Annotated in this window: 10 protein-coding genes and 1 other RNA gene; 4 read left to right on the top strand and 7 right to left on the bottom strand. The window is 46.6% G+C overall.

The features are described from left to right. Window positions 1–18: 18 nt before the first annotated feature. From PV783_RS10020 to PV783_RS10010, 3 genes are read right to left on the bottom strand one after another with little or no spacing between them, the layout of a single operon-like run. Entirely contained in the window at window positions 19–3216 is a 3198-nt protein-coding gene (locus PV783_RS10020; protein ID WP_420987875.1) for a SusC/RagA family TonB-linked outer membrane protein, read from the bottom strand. A gap of 49 nt (window positions 3217–3265) precedes the next feature. Then, entirely contained in the window at window positions 3266–5125 is a 1860-nt protein-coding gene (locus tag PV783_RS10015) for an FAD-dependent oxidoreductase (RefSeq protein ID WP_420987874.1), read from the bottom strand. 20 nt (window positions 5126–5145) lie between these two features. Next, on the bottom strand, window positions 5146–6366 hold the full coding sequence (locus PV783_RS10010) for an AGE family epimerase/isomerase (protein WP_420987873.1): 1221 nt from the start codon (window positions 6364–6366) through the stop codon (window positions 5146–5148). 166 nt (window positions 6367–6532) lie between these two features. Here PV783_RS10010 and PV783_RS10005 point away from each other — a divergent pair, with 166 nt between their 5' ends. Both PV783_RS10005 and PV783_RS10000 read left to right on the top strand, forming a co-directional pair. After that, complete coding sequence (locus tag PV783_RS10005) at window positions 6533–7771, top strand: ROK family transcriptional regulator (protein ID WP_079470008.1); 1239 nt, start codon at window positions 6533–6535, stop codon at window positions 7769–7771. A 102-nt stretch (window positions 7772–7873) separates the two neighbouring features. Further along, window positions 7874–9070: a copper amine oxidase gene (locus PV783_RS10000; RefSeq protein WP_420987872.1), complete on the top strand. Its 1197-nt coding sequence runs from the start codon at window positions 7874–7876 to the stop codon at window positions 9068–9070. 232 nt (window positions 9071–9302) lie between these two features. Here the strand turns inward: PV783_RS10000 and ssrA are convergent. The 4 genes from ssrA to PV783_RS09980 form a co-directional block, all read right to left on the bottom strand. Further along, window positions 9303–9676, bottom strand: a transfer-messenger RNA (tmRNA) gene (gene ssrA / locus PV783_RS09995). Window positions 9677–9752: 76 nt separating this feature from the next. Continuing rightward, window positions 9753–11087, bottom strand: coding sequence for an RIP metalloprotease RseP (gene rseP / locus PV783_RS09990; RefSeq protein WP_420987871.1), 1335 nt, complete (start codon window positions 11085–11087; stop codon window positions 9753–9755). A gap of 84 nt (window positions 11088–11171) precedes the next feature. Then, window positions 11172–12338: a 1-deoxy-D-xylulose-5-phosphate reductoisomerase gene (locus PV783_RS09985; protein WP_079468895.1), complete on the bottom strand. Its 1167-nt coding sequence runs from the start codon at window positions 12336–12338 to the stop codon at window positions 11172–11174. 90 nt (window positions 12339–12428) lie between these two features. Then, the gene (locus PV783_RS09980) at window positions 12429–13928 is read right to left on the bottom strand and encodes a GH3 auxin-responsive promoter family protein (protein ID WP_079468896.1); all 1500 of its coding nucleotides are present in this window, start codon (window positions 13926–13928) and stop codon (window positions 12429–12431) included. A 438-nt stretch (window positions 13929–14366) separates the two neighbouring features. On the opposite strand from PV783_RS09980, the gene rplU reads away from it, so the two are divergent. Together rplU and rpmA are read left to right on the top strand one after the other, a co-directional pair. Continuing rightward, the gene (gene rplU, locus PV783_RS09975) at window positions 14367–14669 is read left to right on the top strand and encodes a 50S ribosomal protein L21 (RefSeq protein ID WP_079470010.1); all 303 of its coding nucleotides are present in this window, start codon (window positions 14367–14369) and stop codon (window positions 14667–14669) included. Between the two features lie 49 nt (window positions 14670–14718). Beyond that, window positions 14719–14997, top strand: a complete 279-nt coding sequence (gene rpmA, locus PV783_RS09970) for a 50S ribosomal protein L27 (protein ID WP_079468897.1) — start codon at window positions 14719–14721, stop codon at window positions 14995–14997. Window positions 14998–15172: the final 175 nt, after the last annotated feature.

Below are 15172 nucleotides of genomic sequence, written 5' to 3'. Positions count from 1 at the left end.
AATGATCTGTGTTGTGGTTTAGAAAGTAATAGATGCACCGCCTGAATACATGCGCTGTTGCGGATAAAAACCATTGTTCACGTTTGGCATCTCAGGATCCAGGTATTTCAGTTTATCCCAGGTGATCAGGTTAAAGCCGGAGATATACAACCGTACCTGCTGCACTTTAGCCCTGGTCAGCCATCTCTTTGGAAGATTATATCCCAGCTGTGCGGATTTCAAACGCAGGTAAGATGCATCCCTTACCCAACCGGAATTGGCATGGGCGTTATGCGATGATAAAGAAGCTTTGTAAGCGCTTAAACGGGGATACTTTGCATCCGGGTTGTCCGGTGTCCATGAATCTTCTACCAGGTAATAAGGCGCGTTACCGTAGTTGTAAAAAGTTTTGGTAAAGGGCGTGTTATCATCTACGCCACTGGTTCCGCTGGAACCTTCATAAGTACCGGCCAGGCTGATGCTGGTCAGTGCAGCGCCCTGGAACAGCGCAGAGAAATCGAAGGCGCCGTATTTCAGATCTATGTTCAAACCATAGGTAAGCTGCGGCATATTGCTGCGGCCTACAAAAGTCATATCGTCGGCGCGGGTAATACGGCCATCGCCGTTCAGATCACGATATTTGAAAAAGCCCGGTGCAATAACGCCGCCGCTTGGTGAAGATCCATTCGCTGCTTCTTCCCAGGTTTGGTACATACCATCCACCACAAAACCCATTTTATCTCCGATGCTGCGGCCCACGCGGCTTTGCCATGCAGGCAAACCGGTGCTTTCATTCAAACGCAGGATCCTGTTTTTAGCCCAGTTCATATTACCGGTAACACCGTACTGCAATTTACCGATGGTGTTGCGGTGTCTTATCTGCAAATCAAAACCCTTGTTATCCACAATACCATAGTTCAGCACAGCAGGCGCGTAACCGCCCAGAGATAAAGGATACAGGCTGCCAGGACTATCGAGGATATCGTTGGTGATTTTATAGAACCATTCAAAATCAAAGCCCAGCAAGCCATTCAGGAAAACGGACTCAAACCCTATGTTGGTTTGTGTGGAGGTTTCCCAGCGGAGGTTCACATTAGGCGGTGCGCTGGTATATAAGGCAGCCGTAGGCTTGCCGCCAATCACCACCACCGGGTTTGTGGTCAGCGCGAATGTTTGCAGGTACGCAAAACGCTGCGCCACATCATTACCCACGCGGCCTACAGATCCTTTCAGCTTCAGGTAGCTGATCGTTTTGCTCAGGTTATCAAAGAAAGATTCCTTGCTGATCACCCAGCCTGCGCCCACAGCAGGAAATATTTCCCAGCGGTTGTTGCGCATAAAATTCACGGAAGCATCGTAACGACTGGCCAATTCCAGCAGGTATTTGTCTTTGTAGCTGTAATTGATACGCGCTACGGCGCCTGCCCTGGAATCGTCGATATCACTGGAGCCTGTGGGAGAAATAAAATCTTCGGTAGCCTTGCTGCCATAATCGATCTCCTTCAGGTCACTTAACGCAAAATTGCTGGCTCCTGTGGAAAACAGGCTGGACTTTTGCTGCGACCATTCGTACAACAATAATGCGCTGATGGCATGATCGCCAAACTGGTTGGTATAAGAGGCGCTTGGCTGGAATGTTTTACGGTTATATTGGATGTATGACTGTCGTAACGATGTTTTGGTGATGCCCGGCAAAGAACTGATGGTCGTGTAATCACCGCTCACCTGATCGCGATAGCGGCCCATCACGGTATACGGCGTTAACCATCCTTTATTTTCCGTGCTGCTTTTATCATAGGCTGTCAGCAATTTCAGCTCCAGTCCTTTTATGCCCGGCACTTTCACCTTAAAGGTCAGGTTGCCCTGGAACACATTGGTTTGCCCGTTCTGGTAACCGGAGTTCTGCACGGCAGCTAAGGGATTTACCCAGCCGGCGCCGCTGTTGTAAGCAGTAGGCAACCCGTTGGGTGCATACATAGGCAGGTTAGGCAACATGCGCACCGCCTGGTAAAACGGGTTCATGTAAGCCTCGTTATCCGGCGAAATACCAGGTGTGGCAGTGAGTTGCTGCCGCATGCCCAGGTCCACGCCTACGGATATATAATCGTTCAATGCTGCATCCAGGTTGGAACGCACGTTATAGCGTTTGAAATTGGTATTCTCTACAATGCCTTCCTGGTCGAGCATCCCACCGGATACAAAATATTTTATCTTTTCAGTACCACCGCGCACGCTGATGTTGTGGTGCTGCGACATACTCGTTTTTCCCATCAGTTCACCCATCCAGTCGGTATTACCAAACAGCGGGTTGGTGTTGGTGCCGTTCTTCAGCGCCTCAATCTGTTCCTTCGTATATACGTAAGGCACAGGATCGCCGCCGGTATGCGCGAGGTAGTCGTTGTCCATATCGGTTCCTTTATTATACCACGACATATAATCCGGGCCGTTCAGGAATTTTGGAACGCGGGTATTGGAGTTGAAGGTAACGGAGCCATCATAGGTAACGGTTGGCTTCTGGTTTTTACCATGCTTGGTAGTAATGAGGATGATACCGTTGGCGGCCTGTAAACCATATACGGCAGTAGAAACGGCGTCTTTCAATACAGTGATGCTTTCAATTTCATCCGGGTCGAGATTGGAGAATGAAGGACGCTGTACGTTATCAATAATGATCAGCGGTCCCTGGTTGGCGCCATACGTGCTTACGCCGCGGATACGCAGCGCAGCATCATCTGCTCCGGGGCGGCCCGATTGCTGCAGCGCTGAAATGCCCGGCAGCCGGCCTGCCAGCATATTAGTGATATTCATGGCCGGCGCTTTCTTCAGTTCTTCACCGCTGATCTGCGCTACCGAACCAATCACGCTTCCTTTTTTCTGCGTGCCATAGGCCACTACCATTACTTCATCAAGATCTTTTAAACTCCGCTCCAGCGTTGCCTTTACCTGGTCGCCCGGCTTTACGCTGAGCGTAAGCGGCGTGTATCCCATCATGGAAATTACCAGTGTGGCCTTGTCTGATGTAAGCGGCAGCGTAAACTTTCCATCCGTATCAGTAGAAGCGCCCTGGCTGGTTCCTTTAACAAGAACCGTGGCTCCCGGTACAGGAAGCCCGTCGGCAGAAGTGATGATCCCCGAAACCGTTCTGGTTTGGCCAAACGACGACAGCTGGCACGCGAGGAAGCATAGGAGCAGCCATACATAACGGCTGGATAATAAATAATGCCTGAATTGTTTCATAAACAATTACTTTGGTTAATAAAATGTGGTTACTGATACGAACTACAGGCTATTCCAGGTTTCCTGAAATAGTGACAGGCTTTTCAAAAGGATGAAGGTATTTGTCCAGCAAGACAGCTGCCGCCAACCTGCTGAGGTGTAGAGGCTCGCTGCCGGAAAGCCTGATGCCGGCGCTTTCCAGATCATTTTTTACTTGTGGTATAGTTACAGGTGTTCCTGTTGCTGCAATAATCTTTACAAAATCTGCTATCGTTAGCATATCACCCGAAGCAGCCCAATAGGTGTTCAGTACAGGATAATAAGCGCGTAAGCCCTGCACCAGTTCATAACCGCTAACAGGTTGCTGCGGGTAAAACCAGGTTTGGTTGGCCCACATATAAGGCACACCGGTTCCTTTAAGAATGCCGGTGGCGCCTATTTTCTGGACGGCGGCAAAATTAGGATCAGCAGGCGTTATATCAATAAATGGCATCAGGTAGCCGTTGGCATTCAGCAATGCCTGTTGCACCTGACGTACGGAAAGCGCCGCGGGTTGCAGATGCAGTTGTATGCACAGCGCGGCTATCACGCCGGCGGCCTGCCCCAGCTGCAACACTACCGGTTGCAGGCGTGTAGCGCCATTCACGATATTACTTACACTGATGCTTTTTTCGGCCACTATCAAACCCTCTACTCCCTGCGGAATCAGGCTGCCCATAGGCACATTATAAGAAGGCACTTTTATCTTGACGAAATCTATCGCCGGCGCAGCCGGATTTTTCAGATGATGATGATCGATGGTATAGTCTCCTACGGCAACGCCTGTACGAAATAATGGTTGCGTGCTTTCATAGGGATGCGCTACTTCATTAACCGTTAAGGTCACCAGCCCTTTCACTCTTCTCGATTCCCGGTGATAAGGTATCATGGGCAGTTTATCAGCAGTCGGAAATTCATCATCTGCCAGTCCCAGGTTTTTATATCCTAATGCTGTTTGCAGATAGTAAACAAAACGAAGCGTATGCAGCTTCGCTTGTTTCCACGCAGCTTCCCTTTCTGCACGGGTGCTTTCAATCGCGTTGAGATATATGTCGTTACCACATTTGGGCCAGTTGATCATGTATTTATTATGTGGCAATCGTCCGTATTGCATCATGCGGTAGCAGTTGTTCTGCGGGCTGTCGGATGTAGCCGGATCGCTTACATCGCAGCTGCATTGGAACACAGAGGCATCGTAGCCTTCCGGCCGGGGAATTATTTTGTTGCCGTTTTTGCCATAATCTTTCAGTACTGCAACATAGGTCAGATCCTGTATGATGTTGTTGGCCTGTACAGGTGCCTGCTCTTCACGCGTATCCAGGCGGCTGTCCATCCCGATGCGGTAATGTGCGCCGGCGGCAGCCATCACATCTCCCAATTCGGTGGCATCGATGAGGATGGTGGCAGTGAGCACACGCAGGCGCTTCCCTTGTGTTACGGTAATCGTCCATTTACCGTTTTCTCTTTTTACAGATTGCCAGTGGGTGTTATACCATACCTGCAATTTTTTTTCTGCAGATGCCAGCTGCTGCAATACCTGGTTGCCAACATGCGGCTCAAATAAAGTATTGCTTACCCAGCCGGTGGCAACCGAATCCGGGCCACCATAATATTTGTATAACTGTTGCCTGAACTCGCCCCACAATCCGGCGGGCAAACGGTGATTACCATCAATAGCCGACACCCCAGCTGCAGTAAGCATCCCGCCCAGCCAGGTAGTTTCCTCTATAATAATCACTTCCGCTCCCATTCGTGCCGCCTGGATACCGGCGGTTGTGCCACTGGCGCCACCGCCGATAATCAGCACATCCGTATTGGCAGATTGCGCCCGGAGCTGCATACAGCCCGTCAACAATAAAACGAATATTATATACCTGATACTGGTGGTCATCTGGTTGATATTTTATAGTATTAAGACTGGATACGTTCCCATGTTTTCCATACCTGGTACAGCGCACGTGGTACATGAAAGCATCCCTTCCATTTACCGCCTTTCAGCGTGAGCAAAGGCGTGCCCTGTCTGTTCAGGTAGCCGTACCATTCGCCGAATGCTTCGTCTCTGAAATGCTCCCACACATAGGCGTGTACTTTTTCAAACCATAGCAAACAGCGCTCATCACCCGTTAATTCATACCCTTTGGACAAGGCCACCAGCACTTCCGCATGTACCCACCATAATTTCTGATCCCATTCCAGTTGCTGTGGCGGATTGCCGAGGATATCCATAAAATAAAAAATACCGCCAAACTCCTGGTCCCACCCGTATTCCAGGGTACGCAGCATAATGTCGCACGCGTTGCGTATCAATGCAGTATCGTTTAGCCGCACACCCAGGTCCATGATAAACCACATGGCTTCAATAGCATGACCGGGATTTACAAGACGCCCTTCGAAGCTGTCGGAGAAACGGCCATCGGCATATACATTTTCCAGGATCAGCCCACGGGCAGGTTGGTAAAACACATTCATCACTTCATGGATCACCGGCGGGATCAGCTCATTCACCTGCTGCGCACCCAGCAAGTGCTCCAGTTCGAGCGACAGGTTGCACAAAATCATAGGCAAACTAAACCCTTTCAGCGCACGGGTGCCCGGATATGCTTTATTGTATTGGCCTTTCCAGTTATCTTTTCTTTCCAGGATGTTTTTAAAAGTGGATATGGCTATTTCCTTGTAGCGGTCGTTCGGCACTGCTTTATCCAATGATGCAAACGCCATGGCAGCAAAACAATCACTGAAAATATTGTACGGTTGCGTTAATGGTTTTCCATCGGCTGTCAGGGAAAAAAACCAGTTGCCGGAAGCGTCCCGTCCATATTTTTCCATAAAGCTGGCACCATGCAATGCCATCTGCAGCCATTCTTCTTTTGGCGACACGTGATTATACATGTAACTGAAACACCACACTTCCCGGCCTTGCAGCCACATAAATTTATCGGTATCGAATATCCGGCCATCCCTTTGCAAACAGGTAAAGTAGCCACCGTTCTTTTCATCTTTGCTATGCTTCATCCAGAAAGGCAGCACATTGTCCAGCAGTTCCTGGCGGTATTGCCCTGCATAAGAGCTATGCAGGGATGCCGCCGCTAATATTTCCGGTGCCTGGCTTTTATTCTGTAGATCACTCCTCATAAATAACGCTATCTTTGTAATTTATTTTACTTTCGTTCGTAAATTTATAAATTAAATTATTAATTAAGCAAAACTTTGTAAAAATATTTTTTTAAAACAAAATAACACGGTTACTTTTCACTAAAATCAATTCATTTATCTTAGAACAATGAAAAAAACTGATCCAATGCAATCCCAGGTAAATCAAAATATCTTTGATCTTTTTTCTGAAGAAACTATTTCGGGGGTAGCTTATAAGAATAAATCGCTGAAACGGGCCATCATTAACCATCTCGATAAAACCGGCAACGCTACCATAACAGATTTGACACTTGCGCTGAACATCAGCGTACCCAAAACCACCAGTCTAATTAATGAACTGATAGGCGACGGCCTGGTAAAAGATGAAGGCAAAGTAGATTCAAAAGGCGGCCGCCGCGCCAATATATACGGACTGGTGGCCGAATCGGCCTTTTTTATAGGAGTAGATGTAAAACATTATCATGTGAATATAGGACTGCTGGATTTCAAAAAAAACCTGGTGTCCGATGAAATGCAGGTGCCTTACCTGCTGGCCAATACGCAGGAATCCTTTGATCATCTTATCCGGATCATCCAGGGATTTATCGGCAACCTGTCCGCTGCACACCGGAATATCCTGGCGCTCTGTGTAAACCTCTCCGGCCGTGTGAACAGTGAAAACGGCTACAGTTACAGCTTCTTCCATTTCCATGAAGAACCGCTCAGCACCATCATTGAAAAGATCACCGGCATACGCACCTACCTGGAAAACGACTCCAGGGCAATGGCATACGGGGAATTCCACAACGGGATTGTACGCGATGAAAAAAATGTACTGTTCGTAAACCTTGACTATGGCATTGGTCTTGGAATCATGATCGACGGCAAAATATACCGTGGTAAATCAGGTTTCGCAGGTGAAATGGGCCACATTCCACTGTTTACCAATGAACTGATCTGCCACTGCGGCAAAAAGGGATGCCTGGAAACAGAGGCCTCCGGACAAGCGCTGATAAGGATGTTCAAGGAAAAAATTGCACAGGGCTCCGGCTCATCGCTGCAGCACGACAATAAACTGCCCGAGCCACTCCACCTGGCAGATATTATACAATCCACCCGTAATGAAGATGTGCTCTGCATAGAGCTGGTAGCCGGTATCGGAGAAAAGATAGGCCGCGGCCTCTCCGTACTCATTAATATATTTAACCCCGAGCTGGTGGTACTGGGCGGCATCCTTTCCCAAACCGACGAGTATATCCGTCTCCCTATACGCAGCGCACTGAATAAGTATTCCCTCAGCCTGGTGAATAACGATACACAGCTGCTGATGTCCAAACTAAAAGAAAAAGCCGGTATCATAGGCGGCTGCCTGATTGCGAGAGACAAACTACTCTCCGTTCAATGATGTTTTTGCAGATAATATTCTTTTACCTATTTGTTTCTTAATTTTTTTATTAAGTTTGTCTTAATTGATAAAAAATATTATCTATCTCTATTAAGTAACATCATGAAAAAATTATTCACACGTTCAGGGCTCACCATGCTCTTTATCAGCAGTCATCTTGTACTTACTTTGCCTGCCGCAGCACAAACGGTGCCGGCAGAAATCCGGCAAAAGCTGCTGACCACCAAACAAGGCAGCATTGTAGAACTGCCTGGTATCCTCAATGAACAACTGCCAAAGATTAACTATGAGAAGATAGTTTTATCAGGCCCGCAATATATTATTTCAGATGATCCGGAATATATCCGCGTGCCGGAAGCCATTGCACTGAAAGAAAAAGTAGCACCAGGCACAGTACGGCTTTATGTATATAATGTAAACGGTGTAAAAGAACCAACTAAGATCACCACCAAAATTGTAGCGGTGATAAAAAATACCAGCGCCGCACCCATGCATATCCGCATGCTGAAATATTCTTCCCAAAAGCCCAGCACCAGCTATTTCCAGATAGGTAAACAGGGACTGGCAGATTATTTTGCTGCTACACCGCAAACCGAAGTCCGCACCATAGCACCCGGAAAAATCCTGGCCATTGATCCTGCACAGGAAAAATACCAGGTAAAATATGATGAACTGGTGCATGGTCTGTATGATTTTGTGATTGACCAGCCGGGCGAGATCAGTGTTGTGCAAACAGCCCCCGGAACACCTGTCGCCACTGCCCTTGCACGCGCCAGCATACTACCCTCCAAAAGCCAGAGCGGCGCAGGTCGCGGCCTTTTTGGCGTAAGCAATTATGAAGTGGTTTCCAACGATACCATCGACACACAGAAAGGCATCGTGCAAATGGTGATGGCCGATGGTGAGCAAGACCCCTGGGTACTTGGCCGGGAAGGCACCACGGGAAAAAGAGCTACCCTGGCCGGCAACTACGGCGTGATGTACAACGTGGAACTGAAATGGAAAAGCAACAACGGACAAGGTCTCGCGCTGGTAACCTGGAACGCCCGCAGCGATAATAACCAATGGTGCGGTGGCATGGCCAATACGATGATAGTAAGCAAAGGAAAATTCAAAGAAGGCATCATTCAATTGCCATCAGACCGCCTTATCACCAAAAAATCACCGGAAGCTATTTTAGTGCAGGTATTCCCACCTGCCGCAAACGGAGAAGTGCAAACCATTCATTTCACCTATTCGCCTCCGGGCGCCTCCTGTTTACCAACACCTTTAATTTTTATCCCTGTAGATATGAAGTAGCCTATTTGAGGTGCTCCCAAAAGTGTCTGACTTTTTGGGGGCACTTCAGCTATTATTTTAACATAGCCCCGAAGGTTTTTCGTACTAATTCAGATAGTTACAGTTACGGCAGATAAAAGCTAACCGAATTGCCAACTAAAATACGCTTCCCAAACCAGTGCAAATAAAAAAAGTCACTGAAAATCAGTGACTTCTAAAATCTTGAAAAGCGGTAAAGTGAACCCGCGTCCAAAAGTGGAGATGGCGGGAATCGAACCCGCGTCCAAACATATTCGCCGAAAGCTTTCTACATGCTTATTTACGCATTGTTTTGTCGGGATCTGGCAGGGGCGTAACGAACCAACCATCTCCTTATCCGTTGTAGCTTCAGTATTCACTCACAGAAACCATGAATACCTATCCCTATGGGTTTATGATTCGGCGGCGGAAGTCGCATAAGGCAACAACTTCAAGCGGCTATAATGGGTGTCTAATTTATAATTAGGCAGCCATGGCGTAGTTAGATTCGCCAATTAGAGTTTGAATATTCAGATTATCGTGCTAATTATCCAACGCACGGCATGCTTACACTCTCAAAGATCTATGCTGTCAAAACCAGGCATCCCCCTGTAAAACAGTTTACAAAGATAGCATAAAAAACTGGCATTTGATCATTCATCCCGATCAAATGCCAGTAATATTTTTAAAATAATCCGCTCAGCAGGTTTCTCCATACATCCAGTCCGTTTGCAAACAACAGCAAACTAAACAGGATCAGCATACCCACAATCTGCGCGTACTCCAGGAACTTCTCACTCGGCTTGCGCCCTGTAACGATCTCGTATAGCAGGAAAAGCACGTGGCCACCATCCAGCGCCGGAATGGGCAGGATATTCATGAAAGCAAGTATAATAGACAGGAATGCCGTCATCTCCCAGAACATCTGCCAGTCCCACGCATCGGGGAACAATTTGGCGATAGACATAAATCCACCCAGCGACTCACTCACCTTTACTTCTTTGGAAACAAAGATCAGGCGAAGCTGCTGCACATATTTTACGAGTTTGTCGACGCTCTTGTGAAAACCGGCCGGGAAGGATTCCAGGAAGGTATACTTCTTTACTTTATACTCAAAAGGATCTTTTGGATATACGCCAAATGTGCCTTTATCACTCAGCTTTGCGGCCAGGTTCAGTGTATCGTTGCCACGAACCAGGGTCACTATTACATTTTCATTCTTGTGCTTTCTGATCTCGGTTGCAAACTCATGATAGTACAGATACGGCGCGCCATTGATGGCGATAAGCCGGTCGCCGCTCTTCACACCTACTCTCGCGGCAGCAGATCCCGGAAGAGTGCTGTCGGCAATATAAGGGAGTCGCGGCATGGCAAAAGGCGCTTTCTGCTTCAGCAGCTGCCTGGTAAAGCCAGCCGGGATAGGAAGATCAAGGGTTTGGCCATCACGTTCTACCTGGATGCTTTTGGCCTCCGACAGGATTACATCTCCGGGGATCGCCTCAAAGGCTTCCACGTGATGGTGATCAATGGTAACGATCTTATCACCGTCTTTCATACCAATGCTGCGGGCCAGGGAATCTGTTACCACACCATATTTTGCGGCAGAAGTAGGCAGGTAGGTTTCACCCCAGTGCCATAAGATCATCGCATAAATAAAGAACGCAAGGACAATATTCACGGTTACGCCGCCGATCATAATGATCAAACGCTGCCACGCCGGTTTGGCACGGAACTCCCACGGCTGCGGGGGCTTTGCCAACTGTTCTTTATCCATACTTTCATCTATCATTCCGGATATCTTTACATATCCTCCCAACGGCAGCCAGCCGATTCCATACTCTGTTTCACCCTTCTTTATTTTGAAGAGAGAGAACCACGGATCAAAGAACAAATAGAATTTTTCCACCCTGGTTTTGAACAACTTGGCCGGGATAAAATGGCCTAACTCATGCAACACTACCAAAATAGAAAGTGACAGTAACAACTGTCCGGCTTTCACCAATATTACCTCTGTAGTCATTTAATTGTTTCTGCTTTAATCTGCCTAATATATCAGTTTTAATACATATTCCGGCAAAACTCTTTGTTAATTTTTACTGGCAATTTATATAACGATAGAATTGATAAGGGATGCAGCGTGTTCACGTGCGGCATTATCGCATTCATAATAATCGTGCAGGGTGGGGGTTTCAATAAACGGTATTTTACCCAGCGTTTCTTCAATTACTTCCGTCATCTGCAGGAAGCCTATCCTGTTTTTCAGGAAGGCATTCACCACTTCTTCATTGGCGGCATTCATTACGCACGCAGCGTTTCCGCCTCTGTGCATCGCTTCAATGGCAATGGCCAGGTTACGGAAAGTTTTGGTATCCGGCTGTTCAAATGTAAGCGTAGGATAATTCCGGAAAGAGAAACGGGGAAAGTCATTGGCCAGCCTGTCGGGGTAACCCAACGCATACTGGATAGGCAGTTTCATATCCGGCAATCCCATCTGTGCTTTCAGGGAACCATCCACAAACTGCACCATCGAGTGAATGATAGATTGTGCATGTATCACCACTTCAATATTTTCCGGCGCCAGGCCAAACAGCCAGCGCGCTTCAATCATCTCCAGCCCTTTATTCATGAGGGTGGCGGAATCGATGGTTATTTTAGCGCCCATGCTCCAGTTGGGATGTTGCAGCGCATGGTCTTTCTTTACATTGATGAGGAAGTTCGGCTTTTTACCGAGGAATGGTCCGCCGGAGGCAGTCAGGATTACTTTTTCCACCTTGCTGAAAGGCTCTCCCAGCAAGCACTGGAAGATGGCAGAATGTTCAGAATCCACCGGTATAATGGGTACATTCTTCCTGCGGGCGGTAGCCATTACAATGTCACCGGCTACTACCAGGGTTTCCTTGTTGGCCAATGCCACCGGGGTGCCCTGTTCAATAGCAGATAAGGTAGGCGCCAGGCCGGCAAAACCCATAATGGCCGCCAGTACCATGTCGATCGAACTCCAGGCGGCTACTTCCACCATCGCTTTCGGACCGGCAAATACTTTGATGCCTTTATCAAATAATACGTCTTTTACCTGTTTGTATTTTGCTTCGCTGCCTATCACTACCGCATTGGGCTTGAATTTCAGCGCCTGTTCAATCAGCAGGTCAGCATTTTGCTGTGCGGTCAATACTTCTACACTAAATCTGTCGGGATGCGCAGCGATCACCTCCAGTGCCTGTATGCCAATAGATCCGGTTGATCCGAAAATGGCAATCTTTCGTTTATTCATTACGGTGATTTACTTTTTTACAGTTAACAAAAAATGAAGAATCAGCTGCCGGTAAAATAGCCTGACAGCCGTTCCGCCCTGAATCGCCGGTTATTTTTGTAAATACGCTGCCAGTTCATCTGCCAGCTTCCTGTCGTTACTCAAACGAGGCACTTTGTTCTGACCTCCCAGTTTTCCAATAGCTTTCATATAATCGATAAAGCCCTGCTTACGTACAGTCCTTATCTTCAGGGGTTGCAAAATATTTCCGGTCAGCAGATCATCGTAATAAATATTCTTCTGACGCATGTTTTCATCTACCTTCCTGGAAAATGCCTCCATGTTGGCGGGCATATTCTCAAACTCTACAAACCACTCGTGGTAAGGCAGTTCACCGTTGGTTTGTACCATCGGGGCTACTGTAAATTCTGTAATCTGCACATTTTCCTCTGCTGCCGCCTTCATCAGGCTGTGTTCCACTTCTTCACCGATCACATGCTCTCCGAACGCAGAAATAAAATGTTTGATACGGCCGGTTACCAGCAAACGGTACGGATTAGTGGAAACAAACTTCACCGTGTCACCGAGGTTATACCCCCATAATCCGGCGTTGTTGTTGATCACCATCGCGTAATTTACACCGGTTTGCACATCTTTGAGCGACAGCCGCGTAGGGTTCTCATTAAAAATTTCCTGCGCCGGTATAAACTCATAAAAGATCCCTGAATTGGTGTTCAGCAGCAACCCTTCGCGCTCCTGCGAATCCTGGAAGGCAAAAAAGCCTTCAGAGGCAGGAAACGTTTCCACCGTATGGATCGGCGAACCTATAGAGGCCATCAGCTTGGAACGGTAAGGCTCAAAATTCACCCCGCCGTATACCATCACATCAAAATTCTTAAATATTTCTTTGATCTTTTTACCATTGCTGCGCTCCATCAGGCGGTCGAAATACATTTGTACCCAGGGTGGTATGCCACTGATCAGCGTCATGTCCTGGTTAATGGTTTCTTCCACAATCTTGTCCAGCTTCGTTTCCCAGTCGTCAATACAATTGGTTTCGTACGATGGCAGCTGGTTGGTACGCAGGTACCGGGGAATATGGTGATTCACGATACCACTCAGCCGACCGGTAGGAATGCCTCCTACCCTTTCCAGCTCCGGCGATCCGGATAAAAAGATCATTTTGCCATCCGCAAAGGCCGTATTGCCCGTTTCTCCCATATAATTCAACAACGCATTACGCGCTGTATCTATATGATTATTAACAGATTCTTTGGAGATGGGGATATATTTAACGCCACTGGTCGTTCCGGAGGTCTTAGCCAGGTAAATCGGCTGCCCTTTCCACAGTACATTTTGTTTGCCTTCCTTGATTTTTTCAATATAAGGCTTAAACTGCTCATAATCCCGCAAAGGCACAGCCTGTTTAAATTCTTCGTGGGTCTGTACCCCGCTAAACTTGTGATCTGTTCCGAATTCCGTCTTTCTGCCTGTCTTCAAGAGCTCCTGCAGGATAGTATCCTGATCTTCTACCGCCCTTAACATTTCCTTCTTTATCTTATTATGTACGATAGAAGCAAATGGTTTGGCCAGCAGTGATTTAAACTTCATGCCTGTTGTTTTATAATTGAGAGACTAAAGCTGAGCATATTTATTTATCCGGAGATTTAATTGCACTGATTTTTAGGGATTTCCGGAAGAAATATCCCTCTCTGGTAATTAAATAAGCAGGTAAATAAATGTCCTCATCCTATCTGTTTTTATTCGTGTAAACGACAAAAGTATACAAATTTGCGTTGGTTTGTACAGCAAGATAGCTGTTTTTAAATGATCCGGAAATAGCATAAAAATGTGCATATGGCGACCCGGCGCCGGAAATCATTATTTGTTAAAATAATTTAAAATTCAAGAAAGTATGTATCTTTGAAAAGATTAAGCTTTAGGCGGTCCTTCATATGTGTTTATACATGGTGATTTAAAAAAGACCGAAAAACTTTGTCTATTAGAAAACAAAAGGTTACTTTTGCGGAAATTATATTTTGGATAATTATGTTTGCAGTTGTAAAAATCGCAGGTCAGCAATTTAAAGTACAAAAAGACCAGGAAATTTTTGTACAGCAGTTACAAGGAAATATTGGAGACAAGGTGGAGTTTTCCGATGTACTGTTAACAGATAATGCTGGTGCGCTGTCCGTAGGCACTGATGTAAAATCAGTAGTAAAAGCAGAGATTCTGGCTCATGTTCAGGGTGACAAGGTCATCGCTTTCAAGATGAAGAGAAGAAAAGGCTTCAGAAAGAAAGTTGGACACCGTACCCACTTTACAAGAATCAAAATCAATGAAATAGCTTAATCCTGTTAAGCTAAATTTATTTATTAGACAAGTTTAAAGTAATCATACAATGGCACATAAAAAAGGTGAAGGTAGTGTAAAAAACGGCCGTGACTCCCACAGCAAAAGGCTGGGAGTAAAAATCTTCGGTGGTCAGCCAGCTATCTCCGGCAACATTATTGTTCGTCAGAGAGGTACGGTTTATCATCCCGGTCAAAACGTAGGCGTTGGTAAAGATTTTACCATTTTCGCAGTAGCAGACGGTGTAGTGGAATTCAGAAAAGGTCGCGAAAACAAGACTTACGTTTCTGTTAAAGCATTTGATACCACTGCTCAGGCGGAAGCCTAATCAGTGTTAGCCATAAAGTTTTTTTTAATACCCAATTTTTTTACTAACCCAAATTCAAAAAACAATGGCAACAATTAAAAAAGCGGCTGCTAAGAAAGCTGCACCTAAAAAGAAAGCTGCTGCTCCTAAGAAAGCCGCTGCTAAAAAAGCTGCTCCTAAAAAAGCCGCCGCTAAG

Origin of the sequence: Chitinophaga sp. CC14, assembly GCF_048957795.1 — a bacterium.
In the GTDB taxonomy this organism is placed as follows: Bacteria; Bacteroidota; Bacteroidia; order Chitinophagales; family Chitinophagaceae; genus Chitinophaga; species Chitinophaga ginsengisegetis.
This window is presented reverse-complemented; position numbering and strand designations above follow the sequence as displayed.